13 protein-coding genes are annotated in these 14,403 nt (G+C 54.7%); 10 read left to right on the top strand and 3 right to left on the bottom strand.

Translation table 11 applies throughout. The annotated features are described in order from the left end of the window. Nucleotides 1–24 precede the first annotated feature (24 nt). The 5 genes from P8T57_RS11400 to P8T57_RS11380 all read left to right on the top strand — a co-directional run bounded on the left by P8T57_RS11400 (nucleotide 25) and on the right by P8T57_RS11380 (nucleotide 5,532). Nucleotides 25–1,314 carry an amidohydrolase family protein gene (locus P8T57_RS11400; protein ID WP_341363153.1) on the top strand — a complete coding sequence of 430 codons (1,290 nt, stop codon included), beginning with the start codon at nucleotides 25–27 and terminating at the stop codon, nucleotides 1,312–1,314. Nucleotides 1,315–1,405: 91 nt separating this feature from the next. After that, nucleotides 1,406–2,008 carry a flavin reductase family protein gene (locus tag P8T57_RS11395; protein WP_063095333.1) on the top strand — a complete coding sequence of 201 codons (603 nt, stop codon included), beginning with the start codon at nucleotides 1,406–1,408 and terminating at the stop codon, nucleotides 2,006–2,008. 182 nt (nucleotides 2,009–2,190) lie between these two features. Next, on the top strand, nucleotides 2,191–3,492 hold the full coding sequence (locus P8T57_RS11390; RefSeq protein ID WP_341363152.1) for an esterase-like activity of phytase family protein: 1,302 nt from the start codon (nucleotides 2,191–2,193) through the stop codon (nucleotides 3,490–3,492). 222 nt (nucleotides 3,493–3,714) lie between these two features. Continuing rightward, complete coding sequence (locus P8T57_RS11385) at nucleotides 3,715–4,470, top strand: carbonic anhydrase family protein (protein ID WP_341363151.1); 756 nt, start codon at nucleotides 3,715–3,717, stop codon at nucleotides 4,468–4,470. 78 nt (nucleotides 4,471–4,548) lie between these two features. Continuing rightward, nucleotides 4,549–5,532, top strand: coding sequence for an SAM-dependent methyltransferase (locus tag P8T57_RS11380; RefSeq protein WP_341363150.1), 984 nt, complete (start codon nucleotides 4,549–4,551; stop codon nucleotides 5,530–5,532). An 11-nt stretch (nucleotides 5,533–5,543) separates the two neighbouring features. Here P8T57_RS11380 and P8T57_RS11375 read toward each other — a convergent pair whose 3' ends face one another. Further along, nucleotides 5,544–5,963: a GFA family protein gene (locus P8T57_RS11375; protein ID WP_071240855.1), complete on the bottom strand. Its 420-nt coding sequence runs from the start codon at nucleotides 5,961–5,963 to the stop codon at nucleotides 5,544–5,546. 260 nt (nucleotides 5,964–6,223) lie between these two features. Here P8T57_RS11375 and nadB point away from each other — a divergent pair, with 260 nt between their 5' ends. The 4 genes from nadB (at nucleotide 6,224) to P8T57_RS11355 (ending at nucleotide 10,659) form a co-directional block, all read left to right on the top strand. Next, nucleotides 6,224–7,870: an L-aspartate oxidase gene (gene nadB, locus P8T57_RS11370; protein WP_341363149.1), complete on the top strand. Its 1,647-nt coding sequence runs from the start codon at nucleotides 6,224–6,226 to the stop codon at nucleotides 7,868–7,870. Between the two features lie 52 nt (nucleotides 7,871–7,922). Further along, nucleotides 7,923–8,363 (top strand): MOSC domain-containing protein, encoded by a 441-nt coding sequence (locus P8T57_RS11365; RefSeq protein WP_341363148.1) that lies wholly within the window; start codon nucleotides 7,923–7,925, stop codon nucleotides 8,361–8,363. A gap of 85 nt (nucleotides 8,364–8,448) precedes the next feature. Continuing rightward, nucleotides 8,449–9,534 (top strand): sensor domain-containing diguanylate cyclase, encoded by a 1,086-nt coding sequence (locus tag P8T57_RS11360; protein WP_341363147.1) that lies wholly within the window; start codon nucleotides 8,449–8,451, stop codon nucleotides 9,532–9,534. Nucleotides 9,535–9,576: 42 nt separating this feature from the next. Continuing rightward, entirely contained in the window at nucleotides 9,577–10,659 is a 1,083-nt protein-coding gene (locus P8T57_RS11355; RefSeq protein ID WP_341363146.1) for a sensor domain-containing diguanylate cyclase, read from the top strand. Here the strand turns inward: P8T57_RS11355 and P8T57_RS11350 are convergent. Beyond that, nucleotides 10,649–11,263 (bottom strand): DUF4269 domain-containing protein, encoded by a 615-nt coding sequence (locus tag P8T57_RS11350; protein WP_341363145.1) that lies wholly within the window; start codon nucleotides 11,261–11,263, stop codon nucleotides 10,649–10,651. The genes P8T57_RS11355 and P8T57_RS11350 overlap by 11 nt on opposite strands. A 127-nt stretch (nucleotides 11,264–11,390) precedes the next feature. On the opposite strand from P8T57_RS11350, the gene P8T57_RS11345 reads away from it, so the two are divergent. Continuing rightward, nucleotides 11,391–12,347, top strand: coding sequence for an AEC family transporter (locus P8T57_RS11345; protein WP_341363144.1), 957 nt, complete (start codon nucleotides 11,391–11,393; stop codon nucleotides 12,345–12,347). Here P8T57_RS11345 and P8T57_RS11340 read toward each other — a convergent pair. After that, the gene (locus P8T57_RS11340; RefSeq protein WP_063095371.1) at nucleotides 12,337–14,193 is read right to left on the bottom strand and encodes an ABC transporter ATP-binding protein/permease; all 1,857 of its coding nucleotides are present in this window, start codon (nucleotides 14,191–14,193) and stop codon (nucleotides 12,337–12,339) included. The genes P8T57_RS11345 and P8T57_RS11340 overlap by 11 nt on opposite strands. Between the last annotated feature and the right edge of the window lie 210 nt (nucleotides 14,194–14,403).

The following is a 14,403-nucleotide window of genomic DNA, read 5'->3' as shown; positions in this document are numbered from 1 at the left end:
ATCCCATTACCGAAGGACGCCGCCATGCAAGCCGATCTGATCCTTAAAAATGCCAATCTGCCTGATGGCCACACCGGTGTTGATATCGCCTGCAAGAATGGCAAGATCATCGAAATCGGGCCGAAATTGCTGATCCTGGCGGCCGAGGAAATCGATTGCGACGGGATGCTGGTCAGCCCGCCCTTTGTCGATAGCCATTTCCACATGGATGCCACCCTGTCGCTGGGCCTGCCAAGGATGAATGAGTCGGGCACGCTGCTGGAAGGCATCGCGCTTTGGGGCGAACTTAAGCCGATTTTGACCATCGAGGCGGTGATTGAACGCGCACTTCGTTACTGCGATCTGGCCGTATCGAAGGGCCTGCTTGCCATCCGAACGCATGTTGATGTCTGCGATGACCGTCTACTGGCGGTTGATGCGTTGCTTGAGGTCAAAAAACAGGTCGCCCCCTATATCGACCTACAACTGGTGGCGTTTCCCCAGGATGGCTATCTGCGCAGCCCGACGGCAAAGCAGAATGTCATTCGCGCACTGGATAAAGGGGTCGATGTTGTCGGCGGCATCCCGCATTTCGAACGCACCATGGCAGACGGCGCGCAAAGCATTACCGAACTTTGCGAAATGGCGGCCAAACGCGGCCTCCGGGTTGATATGCATTGCGATGAAACCGATGACCCACTATCGCGTCATATAGAAATGCTGGCTTATGAAACGCAGCGCCTTGGCCTTCAGGGGCGCGTTGCCGGGTCGCATCTGACATCGATGCATTCGATGGATAATTATTACGTCTCGAAACTGATCGCCCTGATGACCGAGGCCGAGGTCAGCGCGATTGCCAACCCATTGATCAACATCACCCTTCAGGGCCGCCACGATACATATCCCAAACGTCGCGGCATGACGCGCGTGCCGGAATTGCGCAAGGCAGGGCTTACCGTGGCGTTTGGCCATGATTGCGTGATGGACCCATGGTATTCGATGGGATCGGGCGATATGCTTGAAGTCGCATCGATGGGGCTTCATGTCGCACAGATGACGTCACGCGATGATATCCGGGCCTGTTTTGACGCGGTGACAACCGAACCGGCAAAAATCATGGGGCTTGAAGGATACGGGATTGCGGTTGGCAACAATGCCGATTTCGTCGTGTTACAGGCCCGCGATACGATCGAAGCCATCCGGCTTCGCGCCAACCGGCTTTATGTCATTCGGCGCGGCAACATCATCGCCGAAACCCCGTTACAGCAAACCCGCCTGCATCTTTCGGAACGGCCGGAAACGGTGCGCGGCGATGATTATGCCCCGGGGAAATAGCAAATCGCACACGTGAAACGATTTCGTCACGTGATCCATTCGCCGTTACACCCCATATGATGGGGGTCAACGCACATTATCGAGAACCACCATGTTTTACGAACCGGGCAAAACGCCACATAACCTGCCGCATGATCCGTTCAAGGCCTGTGTGGCCCCACGCCCGATTGGCTGGATTTCGACGGTCGATAAACAGGGGTGCGCCAATCTGGCCCCCTATTCGTTTTTCAATGCAGTCTGCGGCAATCCGCCGATGGTCATGTTTGCATCTGGCGGATCGATTGACAGTCTGAACAACGCGCGTGAAACCGGTGAATTTATTGCCGCCGTCGCCCCACGCGCTATGCTGCGCGAAATCAATTTCTGTTCGGCACCGCTTCCGCCCGAACAGGACGAATTTGATTATGCCGGTCTAGAAAAGGAACCGGGTCAAACGGTCGCCGCCCATCGGATCAAGGGAGTGCCAATCCATATGGAATGCAAGGTATTCCAGATTGTCGATCTGCCCGGCCCCACCCCGCAAAGCAAAAACGCGATGGTGATCGGTACAGTGGTCGGTCTGCATATTGATGATGCAATCATCCGTGACGGCATGGTCGATGTCACCCTGTTCGAGCCGCTGGCACGTCTGGGCTATCACGAATATGCCAGTGTCGCGGAAACATTTACCGTCCGGCGCGAGGATTTCTGGTAAACAGCCCGCTGCTTTACGGCGAGAGGTTACGACTTTCTGTTGTTTCACGGAAACGACCCGCAAACGCAAACAAACTGTCACAGTAAAATTCTAATGTGATCCTCATCACTTGCGCCTGAACCGATGCATAACCGGGTTCGGGCGTTTCTTCGTATGGATTACACGATGTGGGGGATCACACCATGAAACGGACGATTGCAGCCGGTTTTGCCGGTATTGCGGCCATGCTTCTTGCGACAACGTCAATGGCGGGTGACGTCAAGGTTTTCGAAACCAAAAGTCCGATTAACAATCTGTCGACTGTCATGGTGGATGGCGGCAAGGCACGCGACCTGACGGTTGGTTTCGGTTCGGGGGCCTATCGCCGTCCGGGTGATCCGTCCAATATGTTCTATGCCGTTTCCGACCGTGGCCCGAACTTTGTTTGCGGTGATGTGCAGGACATTCTTGGCGTCTCCGAAGACGTCGTTTGTCAGGGCCGCAAGGTGCGCGTCTATCCGACGCCTGATTATTCGCCGTCGATCTATACCATTTTCCTGAACGATAACGGCAGCTTTGACGTCAAGGACGTTATCGCGCTTAAGGACCAGAATGGCGTGCCCCTCACCGGTTTGACCAACAAGCTGTCGGTTGCCAAAACCGAAAAGCCGGTCGATGCCAATGGCAAGGAACTGGCACAGTCGGTGTCGGCAATTGACGCCGAAGGCATCATTCGCCTGTCGGATGGTTCGTACTGGATCGGTGAAGAAAACGGTCCGTCGATCCTGCATGTTGCCGCCGACGGTACGGTCAATGAACGTATCGTTCCAGCAGGTTCGGAAAAGGATTTCGAAGGTGCGGCCTATAAGATCACCGGCGGTCTTCCGGCGATCCTTGTGACCCGCCAGACCAACCGCGGCATTGAATCGATGGCCGTATCGCCCGATGAAAGCAAACTGTATTTCATGGTTCAGAACCCGCTGGCCAACCCGAATGCAGATGCCTACAAAAAGGCAAAGAACACCCGCCTGTTCGTGTATGACCGCATGAAGGGCGAACTTGCCGGCGAATATATCTATCAGCTGGATGATCCGCAGACCTTCCGCAACGATCCATCCGACAAACAGAACGCACCGCGCATTTCCGAAGTCATGGCACTTGGTGATGACCGCCTGCTGGTTCTGGAACGGACCGATGGCACCACCAAGCTGCATGAAGTCAAACTGGATGGTGCATCAAACATTCTGGCATCGCGCTGGGACGATATGTCGACCAACCCGTCGCTTGAACAGGAGAACAACCTGTCGAAGCTTGACCTGAAGGCAGTTGTCAAAACGCTTCGTTTTGACAGTGCCGATTACCCGATGGCCCCGACCAAGATCGAAGGTCTTGCGGTTATGGGCGACGGTGCACTGGCCCTGATCAATGACAACGATTTCGGCATCAAGGGTGACGCCACCAAGGTGCTTCTGATCGACGGTCTGGTTCAGGCCGACAAGTTCTGATCATCGACTTTCGAAGATTTACGGGCAAGTAGCCACAGGTTGCTTGCCCTTTTTCACGCCCGGAAAACGGTTCCTGCATTCGAACGACTGATCGATTTCAAATAAATAAAGCAATGCGATAAGCTGGTATTTTTCAAAACTGGGATAATATCTGCACACGAAAGAATGATCATATTCTTTCGATGCCATGGCACGGCACCTTCTCTCAGACAGGATCGCAGCATGCGAAAAGCAATTTCCCCGACCGGCTTGCTGGCATTTTCACTTTTGTTGGCAGGCTGTTCCTCTGTACCCGCAGAACAGACCCATTCGAAATGGGGATATGACGGTTCCGGTGCGCCAGAGTACTGGTCGACACTTGATCCCGCCTATCAGCTTTGCGGGTCCGGCAAAAACCAAAGCCCGATCAATCTTGCAAACAATATCGATGCGGATTTACCGCCAATCGATTTCCATTACGACGTCACCGCCAGGGAAATCGTCAATAACGGCCATACGATCCAAATCAACATGAATTCGGGGGCCTATATCACCCTGAACGAGCATCGGTTTGACCTGATCCAGATGCATTTCCACGCCCCGAGCGAGAACCATATCGGCGGCAAGTCCTTTGCGCTTGAAGCACATCTGGTGCATGCCGACCAAGACGGGAACCTTGCCGTGGTTGCAATCATGTATGACATCGGTGCCGAAAATACCGCACTGGCTTCGTTCTGGGCAAACATGCCGCAAAAAGCTGGTGACAGCGAAGCCACACCGGACAACACGACCATCGCCAGCATATTGGCGGAAGACCGCGATTATTATCGTTTCAACGGATCGCTGACGACACCGCCATGCAGCGAAGGCGTCACGTGGCTTGTTCAGAAACAGCCGCAAACGATTTCAGAAACCCAACTGGCGGCATTTGCCGGTACGCAGCACGGGCCAAACAATCGCCCGGTACAAAGCGTGTTTGCCCGTCCTGTCCTGCAATAAATCCGACTTGGGTCGGCTTTTCCGACACCGACAATTTGCTGCTTTTACCGGCTGATAAAGCGCGGTAAAAGCAGCCCTATGAAACAGGACACAAACACCCTCCAGACTTTTGACATCCCCGATGGCATCGATGCGGTCATTGAGCCGATGGATGCGACCGGCTATCTGGCCCCTGTCGGCTTTGAAGATCAGTTGCGCGCCGAACTTGGCGACGTGATCGAAAACCATGACCGGCTGATGTTTGCCCCCGGCCCCGAACGCCGTGTCTTCTGGGCGCAGAATGTCTGGCGCAATCCGGTCCGAATGGCGATCCCGTCGATCAAGGGTGCGGCCAAAATCCTGAAATTCAATCAGCGCAACTGGGCCATGTTCAAGTTCGATCATTTTTCGCGCGCGAAACTGATCGAAGCCAACTTGCCGCATGTATCAGCCAAACGACAGGTCTTTGGCGAACCGGCCCCGACCGCCCCGCTGGGGTCATGGACATTGATCGATCCCGATACGATCATCGCATCGATGGATTGTTCCAGCCCGTGGAAAAATGGCGAGGTCGAGTTTGAAGAAGACAAGACCACCCCGCCCAACCGTGCCTATCTGAAACTTTGGGAAGCCTTCACCCGTCTTGGCGTTGGACCCGAAGTTGGCGACCGCACGATGGATCTGGGCGGCAGCCCCGGCGGATGGACATGGGTTTTGCATGAATTCGGCACCGATGTGATCAGCATCGACAAGGCCCGTCTTGATCCGAAAATCGCCACCCTGCCGCGTGTTGATTTCCGACAGGAAAGCGCGTTCGGACTTAACCCCGAAGAAATCGGTTATATCGACTGGCTGTGTTCGGATGTGATCTGTTATCCGGACCGGCTGTTCCAGCTGGTCAATCAGTGGATGGATGCCGGTATGGCAACCAATTTCATCTGCACCATCAAGCTGCAGGGCGACACAGATTACGCCGCCATTACCCAGTTTGCCGATATTCCCGGGTCAAAGGTCGTGCATCTATACAACAACAAGCACGAACTGACCTGGATGAAGGTCCCCGGTGTTACAGATCAGGACTGATTGCAAGTCAATCAGTCCTGATCATCCCCGTCATAGGCGGGGATAGCCGCATCAATCGGGTAATAATCGCCCTTGTCCTTGCAAAACATCTGGGCGGATGTCGATATGCCTGATGCGCCGTCAAGCGTGCCAGGGGTGATTGCGACTTCCTGCGACCGGACGGGACGCCAGAACAGCGATGATCCGCATTCCTTGCAAAAGCCCCGGTCGCTTTGATCAGAAAGGCGATACCAGCGCAATCCTTCGTCACGGGTTAGATGCAGTGCATCCTTTTCCACCCGGGCATAGGAACTGACATGACCGTGCAGTTTGCGGCACAGGCCACAATGGCACATTTTGGCGTCATGCAGTTTGCCGCGCACTTCATAACGAACTTCGCCGCAATGGCAACCGCCGGTCATCGTGCTTAGCGCTGGTGTCGATGTGCTCATCAAACCTTCCTCTTCTGATCGGGCAGGCGGAACGCAGCCTGGTTACAGATGCTGTCTTGTTAAACAGTATCTGGACCAATTCGGGCATCATGCAAGCATGGCTTGTGGCAATATCGATGTTATTGCGGGCAATATTGCGACGATAATGTTTGAGCTTCGCCCAAAGCAGTCCTATTCTGCCGCTTCTGTTCGGGCCCCGGATGATGACGCCACCGCGCCAGATGCCATCCGTCGCCTTGCTTCACAAGCGATGGGATATCATGACCGATCTGTCCTTCCATTATGATGTGCTTGTCATCGGCAGTGGCGCTGCCGGTTTGTCCACCGCACTCAAGCTTGCTCCGCATGTCAAGGTTGCCGTCCTGTCGAAAGGCAAGATCGATGACGGTTCGACCAACTGGGCACAGGGCGGAATTGCCGCCGTGCTTGATGCCGCCGACAGCATCGAAAACCATGTCGAAGACACACTTGTTGCCGGTGCCGGATTGTGCAAACGCGACACTGTTGAATTTGTCGCACGCAACGCGCCCAATGCCATCAAATGGCTGGATGATCTTGGCATTCAGTTGACGCGTGATCCGGAAGGCGGCAATGATCAGCCGTTTCACCTGACACGGGAAGGCGGGCATAGCCATCGCCGCATTGTTCATGCCGCCGATGCCACCGGGCGGGCGGTACAGACCACCTTGCAGGGTGAGGCCGCCAAACATCCGAACATCAGGATTTTTGAAAATTACCTTGCGATTGATCTGGTGACCGACCGTAAGCTTGGCGGTGAAGGCCGCCGGTGCATCGGGGCCTATGCGCTTGATCTGACAACGGGCAAGGTCCGGTCGTTCAATGCGCGTACCGTGGTGCTTGCCACCGGGGGGGCCAGCAAGGTGTACCGGTTTACGTCCAACCCGGACGGATCGACGGGCGATGGCATTGCCATGGCATGGCGTGCGGGTTGCCGGGTGATGAATATGGAATTCAGCCAGTTTCACCCGACCTGCCTGTATCATCCGCAGGCCAAATCATTCCTGATTACCGAGGCCGTGCGCGGCGAAGGCGGCAAATTGCTGCTGGCCGATGGCACGCGTTTCATGGACCGGTTTGACGAACGCGGCGAACTGGCCCCGCGCGATATTGTTGCGCGCGCGATTGACCATGAAATGAAGCGGCTGGGTGCGGATTGCGTGTACCTTGATATCACGCACAAGGGCGAGGATTTCATCCGGGAGCATTTCCCGACCATCCATGAAACCTGCCTGTCGTACGGCATCGACATGACCAAACAGCCGATCCCGGTTGTTCCGGCAGCACATTATACATGCGGCGGGGTTTTGACCGATCTTCGCGGCCGCACCGATCTGACCGGGCTTTATGCGATTGGTGAATGTGCAGGCACGGGCCTTCACGGGGCGAACCGGCTGGCGTCAAATTCGCTTCTGGAATGCCTGGTATTTGGCGAGGCCGCAGCACGCGACATTGTCGAAGCCCTTCCGGTCGATGACCGGTTCAAGGACCTGCCGGACTGGGATGAAACCGGGATTACCGATTCCGACGAGGAAGTCATTGTCGCCCATAACTGGGAACAGTTGCGCAACGTGATGTGGGACTTTGTCGGCATCGTGCGCACGACCAAACGTCTGCAACGCGCGCAGCATCGCATTGATCTGTTGCTGTCGGAGATTGACGAATATTACGGCAATTTCCGTGTGACCAATGACCTGCTTGAGTTGCGTAACCTTTCGGTGGTTGCCAAGCTGATCATCCAGTCGGCCCTTTGGCGCCATGAAAGCCGCGGCCTGCATTACACCACCGATTATCCGGAACGTGATGACAGCGCGACGCCCCGCCAGACCATTCTTGTGCCGGAAAACTTTGCCGGTCGCTGGGTTGTATCGGGCCAATGGAAGACCTGATCGGCGAAGACGTCATTCCCCCACGTTAATCGGATCAAAGACGGAGATTGTCATGACCGCCACCCTGATTGGTATCGCGCGAAAGGCCCGTTCACGTGCGCCAATGGAAACGCTTGATGGTGTTTCTGTCAGTCTTGATTTTGGGGTTGATGGCGATTATCGCGGCAAGCTTCGCAAACGCCAGATCACGGTCTTGACTGAGGAAGACTGGCAAGCGGCCTGCGGTGAAATTGACCGTATGGATTTGCCCTGGACCACGCGGCGCGCCAATCTGCTGGTACGAGGTGTGAAATTGCCGCAAACGCCCGGTACGCGCATCCGGATAGGGGAACTGGTCCTTGAAATCACCGGCGAAACCGATCCGTGCAACCGGATGGAAGCCGCAGCACCGGGCCTTGAAAAGGCCCTGACACCGGACTGGCGGGGCGGGGTTACATGCCGTGCGATTGAACCCGGTGCGATCCGGGTGGGCGATACGGTTATTGTTGACTGATTATCCTGGTTAATCGGGACTGGCCCATCTGGAAATCCCCTGTCGGCTTCCCACTTAAAAGGCAGCAGCATGGTCGGGGATCTGGATGGAACTTGCACCAATACCGCATAACGAAGCCGAACGTCAGGGCATCATCACGCGCATGCGTATCGCGACTTTTGATGCCGAACCCGAACTTGATCGCATCACGTCACTTGCCAAACGGATATTTGACGTCAAATCGGCCACGATGACGGTAATCGATCATGACCGACAGATTTTCAAATCCCGGGCCAATTTCGAAAAGCTGGAAAGCCGCCGCGATATTTCGTTCTGCGGGCATGCAATCACCCAGACCGAGCCGATGGTGATCAAGGATGCCCGGATCGATCCCCGTTTTTCCGACAATCCGTTGGTGATCTGCGATACGCCAGTGATTTTTTACGCCGGGATGCCAGTGCATCATCACGAAGGACAACCGGTCGGGACACTTTGCATTTTTGACGACAAACCGCGCGAAATGAGCCAGCGCGATATCGATAACCTCAAGGACCTTGCCTATCTGGTCGATATGGTTCTGTTGCTGCGGTTTGCACAATTCAGCCAGAAACGGTTGATGCAAAGCCTTGATGAAGCGGTTCGTCAAAGCATGATCGATCCGATGACCGGGCTTTGGAACCGGCGCGGGCTTGATGAGATACTTGATCGTGAACTCGCCCCCGAAGGCGTGCCATTGACCGAACCCTGCGGGATTTTGTTATGTGATATCGATCATTTCAAATGCGTCAATGATACGCACGGACATCTGATTGGCGATGAGGTCATCATCAGCATTGCCGGGATGCTCAAAAATCATTTGCGCGAAAATGACATCATTGCACGTGTCGGCGGCGAGGAATTTGTCTGTGTCATTCCCGGTATCACGCGCGAAACGACCCCGAAAATTGCTGAAAAACTTTGCAATATCCTGCGCAATACACCGATCAACACCAGCGAGGGTAAAACCCTTGGCGTAACTATTTCCATCGGGGCCACATGGATTGCGGCAGGTTGCAGCAACGACAACCGCAAGGCCATCTTCGAAATTGCCGATGCCGCACTATATCGCGCGAAACAAAGCGGGCGCGACCGGGTGGTGTTCACACCCAACGCCAATGAACAGCACAACGAAGGACTATTTGAACAGTATTAAAATCAACCTGGAACAACAACATGCTGTAACGGGAGAACCGTCTTGAAAATCGCGCCCACGCCGGATAACGAGAACGAGCGGCAGAAATCGCTTGAAAGCATGGGTATTCTGTCAACACCGCGCGACCCTGAACTTGACCGGATTACGCGCCTTGCCGAACGCATTTTCAACACCGAAATCGTCGCCATTTCCCTGATTGATGGCGACCGGCAGTTTTTCAAATCCCGGATCAATCTGGGCGTTCCCGAAACGCCGCGTGACATTTCGTTTTGCGGGCATGCGATCATGCATGACGCGCCGCTTGTTGTTGGCAATGCCATCGATGACGAACGTTTCAGCGACAATCCGCTAGTGGTGGGGGCACCCCATATCCGGTCCTATGCCGGTGTGCCGCTTTCCAATCGCGAAGGCTACAAGCTTGGCACGCTGTGCATTATTGATTCAAAAACCCGCAATTTTTCCGAAAGCGAGATCGAAACGCTCAAGGACCTTGCCCATTGGGTCGAAACGGTTCTTGCCCTTCGCTATAGCGAACGCAGCCAGAGACAGCTTCTGGCCGATCTGGATGCAGCACATCGCGACATGATGATCGACAGCCTGACCGGGGTCTGGAACCGGCGCGGACTTGAAGAATTGCTGGCGCGCGAAATGACGAGTTCCCGGATCAAAGGTGGCTCGGCCGGGGTATTCATGCTTGATATCGACCATTTCAAGCAGGTCAATGATACACATGGCCATCTGATCGGCGACAAGGTATTACAGGACATTGCCGCCATCATGTCATCTTGCCTTCGCGATCATGACATCGTCGGACGTTTCGGGGGAGAGGAATTCGTTTGTGTCCTGCCAGGCATTCGCCTCGAACAGACGATGTATCTTGGTTACAAGTTGTGCAATGCGGTGCGTGATCAATGCCGGGTCAGCGATATGGACGGCAATGCGGTTTCGATCACGGTCAGCGTCGGGGCGACCTGGATTTCCAGTGAAACGACCGATCTTTATGAACCGCTCGATGTACTGCGGATTGCCGACGAGGCCCTTTATGAAGCCAAGGAAAGCGGGCGCGATACGGTCCGCTATCACGCGCTGGACAGCCATGGCAGCCTTGACGACCTTAAAGGATGAACCGCCCCACCCTGCTTTTTAATGCAAGCGGCCCCAGATCATACATTTCGTCCAGCACGAGATAGGGATCGGCGCCCAGTTCAAGAATGATGGCGAAGGCAGGTTCGGTTTTGAAACCGGCCCGTTTCATTTTCCGGATTTCTTCGGAAAGCTGCGACCCCAGAAGATATATCAACCGTGCCTCGACCAGCATATGGCGGAAGCCGAACTGGCATTGCGATGGCGTGCCGGTGGCAAAAATTTCGACCGGCAAATCATCCAGAACAAACCGCACGACAATGGCCTGCGCGACATGTTGCGTTGCCGGGCGGCGATGCAATCCAAAATCATCATGATGACCAAAGACAGCCTGTACGTGGGCTTCGAAACCATCAAAATCCGTGCAATGGCAAAGGATGTCGATATCCGATCCATCAATATCAAGATTGATCGGAAAAGTTCCGGCGACAATCGGATCAAACCCGGCAAGCCCATCCCAGACACCATGTCCTGAAATCAGACCGGCCGCCTTTTGACCACGCACGGAAACGGATCGCAACAAATCAAGACCGCGAAAGGCATTGGGCATCAGGCTTTCGGGCCAATCCATTCCGGTCTGGTTCATTGATAAATCCATTCCATTTCTTGACCCGCCCGGCATTGCACGGGATATGTAATAAAATCAAATATTTTTGGCACAACCGCGGTCTGTCGATCAGATCATCCGCGCCGGTTTCGGAATATGCCCCAATATGCTTGATATTCTGGCGATCACCAGCCCCATCTTCCTGATTATCGCACTGGGTTATGTCGCGGTCAGGCAAAATATCATCGCGCAGGATGTAGCGCGCGGCATGGGGGCGTTTGTGATGAATTTTGCCCTACCGGCCCTTCTGGTCAAAACGCTTTCAGGGCGGCCGATTGCCGACATCATTCATGGCGAATTTCTGATTGCCTATGGCGGCGGCTCGTTAATCATTCTGACAATCGGGATTGCCTATACGCGCTTTATCGCCCGGAAATCCTTTGCCAATGCGACCCTGCAGGGTTTGGGCATGTCATTCTCCAATAGCGGATTTATCGGCTATCCGATCGCACTTCAGGTGCTGGGGCCACCGGCAGCGATAGCATTAACACTGTGCATGATGATCGAAACGCTGGTGATGATGCCGCTGGTTCTTGTGCTGGGCGACAGTGCGAACAATAACGGACAGGGACGGCTTCAGGTTTTTGGCAAGGCACTAAAAAACCTGTGCAAAACACCTATCATCATCGCGATTTTTGCAGGCCTTTGTCTTTCGCTGACCGGGATTGAATTGCCCGCCCCGGCACTGAAAGCCATCGACATGCTGGCAATGTCATCGGGACCGGTGGCGCTGTTTGTGATTGGAGCGGGTCTTGTCGGGCTTAAAATCCGGGGTATGCGCGTTGATATGGCGCGGATCGTTACTGGCAAACTGATCCTGCATCCGCTGATCGTATTTTCCCTTGTCTGGCTGATGCCGCCGATGGAGCCGGTCCTGCAAATTGCCGCGGTCAGTTTTGCCTGTTCGCCGATGCTGAGCATCTATGCGGTCTTTGGACAACGTTATGGCCATGAAGGACTCTGTGCCGCATCGCTTATGATCGCGACGTCTCTATCCTTCATCACCATATCAACCGCCCTTTGGCTGCTTGACACCACGCAGGTTTTTGGACCTATGCCTTGACATCCCCGGCATGGGCAAGGATTTCTTCAGCCTCGCGGATTTCCTGCTGCTGGGCCCACATTTCGGCATAAAGCCCGTCCTGTGCCAGAAGGTCCTGATGGCGGCCGCGTTCGGCGACCTGCCCGTCGCGCAGCACGATGATTTCATCGGCATCAATCACGGTCGAAAGCCGGTGCGCGATCACAAGCGTCGTATGCCCGCGTGACACATCGCGAAGCGCCTGCTGGATATCCTTTTCGGTACGGGTATCAAGGGCCGATGTTGCCTCGTCAAAGATCATGACTTTCGGGCGTTTGAGCAACATGCGCGCAATCGACACACGCTGTTTTTCGCCGCCGGAAAGTTTAAGCCCGCGTTCGCCGACCATGGTTTTAAAGCCCTGTGGCAGGGCGGCGATGAAGCCATCGATGCTGGCGAGTTTGGCGGCATTGGTGATTTCCGCCTCTTCCGCGCCGGGGCGACCATAAGCGATGTTATAGGCAATCGTATCGTTAAACAGGACCGTATCCTGCGGCACGATACCGATCGAACGGCGCAGGGATGTCTGCGACACATCGCGGATATCCTGCCCGTCAATCGTGATCCGACCGCTCGAGACGTCATAGAAACGGAACATCAGGCGGGTCAGGGTCGATTTGCCCGCCCCGCTTGGCCCGACAACAGCAACGGTTTTGCCCGCCGGAACTTCGAAACTGACACCCTTCAGAATCTGACGATCCGGGTTATAGGCGAATTTGACATCCTCGAACCGGATTGCCGCATCCGCACAAACCAACGCAGGTGCCCCGTCCTTGTCTTCGACTTCCTTTTCGACGTCGAGTAACGAAAACATGCGTTCCATGTCGGTCAGCGACTGTTTGATCTGCCGATAGACAAAACCAAGGAAGTTCAGCGGCATGTAAAGCTGCAACAAATAGGTATTCACCAGCACAAAGTCGCCAATGGTCATGTTGCCATCCTGAACGCCCTTGGCCGCCAGAAGCATGTTCAGAACCAGACCAACCGCAATGATGGCACCCTGCCCGATATTGAGCTTGGACAGGGATTCCTGTGACTTCACCGCCGCCGTTTCGTAACCGCGCAAGGCATTGTCGTAACGCCGGGATTCGTGATCCTCGTTATTGAAATACTTGACCGTTTCATAATTGATCAGACTGTCGATGGCCTTGGTGTTGGCTTCGTCATCGCGCTGGTTCATTTCGCGGCGGAACTTCATGCGCCATTCGGTCACGATCAGGGTGAACGCGATATAGATCACGATGGTGACAAACGTGATCAGCGCGAACCAGAAATCATAAAGCACCCACAGAATGCCCGACACCATGAAGATTTCAAGCAGGGTCGGCAGAATGTTGAACAGCATGAAGGACAAAAGGAATTCAATCCCCTTGACCCCGCGTTCAATCGCGCGCGAAAGCCCGCCCATCTGACGATCCAGATGAAAGCGCAGCGACAGGGCATGCAAATGTTCAAAAACGCCAAGGGCGGATGTCCGGATGGCACGTTGCGCGACCTTGGCAAAGACGGCATCGCGCAATTCCCCGAAGGCCGAGGATAAAACCCGCACCAGCCCATAGGCGACAATCATCCCCACCGGCACAACAATCAGGGATGTCGCATCGGCACCACCGGACGAAGCACCGGCCTTGCCACCGCCGTCAAGCGCATCGACCGCGTATTTATACAAAACCGGGACATAAACGTTGGCGACCTTTGCCCCGACCAGAAACAGCAGGGCGATAACCACACGAACCTTGAGCTCGAACTCGCCACGCGGCCAAAGATACGGCAGAAAAGTTTTAACAACACCAAATTCAGCGCGGGCTGTTGGCTGGCTATCACCCATATTTTTCAAGTTTTTATCCCCTGGTGGGTACCATGTGACATGTCCGACACAGCCCCGGCTTTCCGATTGACGTCCCGCTTTCCCAAAACAACAGATGGCCCGTAATCAATGATTTGGCAAGCAAGTCGGACAAGAAAGCATGTCTTGCCGTCTACGGAATAGTTCGCAAAACATTGATTTATCGTTCCTAGATGATTGCAGTTACGCGGT

It is taken from the genome of Thalassospira sp. SN3W, from assembly GCF_038070535.1.
Classification (GTDB): Bacteria; Pseudomonadota; Alphaproteobacteria; order Rhodospirillales; family Thalassospiraceae; genus Thalassospira; species Thalassospira xiamenensis.
The sequence above is the reverse complement of the archived record's forward strand: the minus strand, read 5'-3'. Positions and strand labels throughout refer to the sequence as shown.